Below are 2,716 nucleotides of genomic sequence, written 5' to 3' on the forward strand. Positions count from 1 at the left end.
GAGTGGTGTACTGCGGTGAGCTCTCCCGACCGGGGGCCGGGGGCCACCCCCCGGGACGTCGGCTGCGGGCGCGTCGTGGTTGCTCGCGCAGTTCCCCGCGCCCCTGACGGGGCGCTCAGGTGATCCGGAACCGCAGGCGGCAGATCACCGCGTCCGTGTCCCGGCGCACCGCGTGCGCCACCACCGTGCCTCGTTGGTTCTGGAGGAGCCGCTGCCAGATGTGGGCCGGTTCGACCTCCGGGATCAGTACCGTCACCCGGTTGTCGGGGTGCTGCTCCGTCAGGTCGCGCACGTACTGCACGATCGGACGTCCCAACGCGCCGGGCTGGCCGGGCAGTTCGACCAGGCTCACGCCGGGGTTCCACAGCTCCCAGTCGCGGCGCAGCGACTCCGCGTCGGGGTGCGAGACCGTCACGGCCACGACCTCGTCGCCGAGCGAGACGGCGGCGGTCAGCGCCTTGCTCGTCAGGCGCGACAGCGACGAGACCGGCACGACGACCACCGAGTGGCAGCGGCGCGGCGGTTCGGGCACCCGGCCCAGCTCCAGGCGCTCGCCGATCCGGCCGTAGGCCCGGTGCACAGCCTCGAAGGCCAGTACCAGCACCGGCAGCGCCAGCACGATCAGCCAGGCGCCCTCGGTGAACTTCGTGGCGGTGACGACCACCGTGGCCACGCCGGTGAGCACGGCGCCGAAGCCGTTGAGGAGCGCCTTGCCGAGCCAGCCGGCCGAGCGCTCCTGCCGCCAGTGGCGGACCATGCCGACCTGGCAGATGGTGAAGCCGACGAACACGCCGATCGAGAAGAGCGGTACGAGCGTGTTGACGTCGCCGCCGGAGAAGGCCAGCAGTGCCGCGGAGACGGCGGCCAGGGCGAGCACGCCGTGGCGGTGCACCTGGCGGTCGGCCTTGAGGCCGAAGACGTGCGGCAGGTAGTTGTCGCGGGCCAGCAGGGCCATCAGCACCGGCAGCCCGCCGAAGGAGGTGTTCGCGGCGAGCGCGAGCAGGATCATCGTCGCGAACTGCACGACGTAGAACGCCCAGTTGTGGCCGAGCGAGGCGTCCGCGAGCTGGGCCAGGACGGTGACGCCCTCGACCGGCTGCAGGTGGAAACGGCCGATGAGGACGGACAGGCCGATGAGCATGATGCCGAGCAGGGCGCCCAGCGCCACCTCCGTGTGCTGCGCGCGCTTGACGCGCGGAGCGCGGAAGGACGGGACGGCGTTGGCCACGGCCTCGACGCCGGTGAGGGCGGAGCAGCCGGACGCGAACGCCTTCAGGAGCAGCAGGGCGCCGACCGTGGTGGCGTTGTCGGCGAGCACGGACGCGTGGCCGTGCGCGGCCGCGGTGCTGGCGGGGGCGCTGCGGAAGAGGCCCATGACGATCATGAGCAGGATCGAGCCGACGAAGACGGCCGTCGGCACGATGAAGGCCTTCGCCGACTCCACGATGCCGCGCAGGTTGACGGCCGTGACGACGACGAGGACGGCGAGGCAGAGCCACACCCGGTCGCCGTAGAGGGAGGGGAAGGCGGACGTCAGGGCGGCGACGCCGGCCGTCACGGAGACGGCCACGTTGAGCACGTAGTCCAGGATCAGGGAGGCCGCGGTGACCAGGCTGGTGCGGCGGCCCAGGTGCCGCTTGGCGACCGCGTACGAGCCGCCGCCGTCCGGGAAGGCGGCGATGACCTGGCGGTAGGAGGCGACGAGCACGGCCAGCAGGGCGGCGATCGCGAGGGTGACCGGCAGGGTGAAGCCGAGGCCGTGCGCCCCGGCGGCGGCCAGCACCAGGACGATCGACTCGGGGCCGTAGGCCACCGACGCCATCGCGTCGAGGGACAGGGCCGCGAGGCCCTGCGTGGCGGTGAGCCGGTGCCGGTCCTCGGCAGCGGGCCCCGCGCCGGTATCCGGCGGTTCGGTCGGCCGTTCGCCCGTTTTGGCCAGCATGGACATGTCTTGTCGTACCTCCGTGACGTGGAAGGCCCAGCGTGCGGCCGGGTTCCGGGGGTCGCGCCCGGCGTTGGCGGGGTCTTGTCGCGGTGCGGTGCGATCTTCACGTGATCTTGACGCCGGCTGCGGTGCGACCGTAAGCGGAGCGTCAGGATTCGGCGACGTAACGTCAGTTTTCCGTCAATGTCCGGCGTGTGGTCCGGCGGCCGGTCCTACCGTCACGGCCATGGGACGGCGAGCAATGCTGCTGCTGCGACTGCAGGCGCGACATGTCCACGACCGGTCGCCGGGAGCCGCCGTGCCGGCCTACGACCGCGGCTGGCGCCGCGAGGCCCGCGCCGCCTGGTGGTTCGGCCTGGGCCTCGGAACCGTCCTGGTCCTCGCCGACCTCGCCCGCGGCAGCCTGGACTGGCCCCGCGGCGGCTGCTGGGCCGCGCTCGCCGGCACCCTCGTCGCCGTGCTGCGCCCGGCGCGCATCACCGCGGGCGACGGCTGGCTCGCGGCCCGCGGGCTGTTGCGTGAACACCGCGTACGGACGGACCTGCTGACACAGGTCCGCCGCGCGGACGGGGTCGCCCCGCGGCTGGTGTTGCGTGACGTGACCGGCGGCCGGGTGGAGGTGGACCCGAGAGTCCTCGCGGCGAACCCGCTCCTGTGGCACCGCCTCGACACGGGGTCCTCGCCCTGGCTGTTGTCCGTGCGGACCTTGCCGAGCGCGTCCGTCAGGAGCTGGGCGTCGAAGGCGAACACCCCGGAGTTGATCTCGCGGAT

General features: G+C 73.0%; 2 protein-coding genes. One reads left to right on the plus strand and one right to left on the minus strand.

Annotated features, from left to right (window positions below):
• Positions 1–115: 115 nt before the first annotated feature.
• A complete protein-coding gene (locus ACWD4B_RS35630; protein ID WP_451424657.1) occupies positions 116–1,948 on the minus strand; it encodes an APC family permease in 1,833 nt (610 codons plus the stop codon).
• Positions 1,949–2,171: 223 nt separating this feature from the next.
• On the opposite strand from ACWD4B_RS35630, the gene ACWD4B_RS35635 reads away from it, so the two are divergent.
• A partial coding sequence (locus ACWD4B_RS35635; RefSeq protein ID WP_451424658.1) for a hypothetical protein occupies positions 2,172–2,716 on the plus strand: 545 nt, incomplete at its 3' end.

It is taken from the genome of Streptomyces sp. NPDC002536, from assembly GCF_053594995.1.

Bases quoted from the DNA above. Each gene is read 5' to 3' on its own strand.
- ACWD4B_RS35630 (WP_451424657.1), bottom strand. From the start codon at position 1,948: ATGTCCATGCTGGCCAAAACGGGCGAACGGCCGACCGAACCGCCGGAT.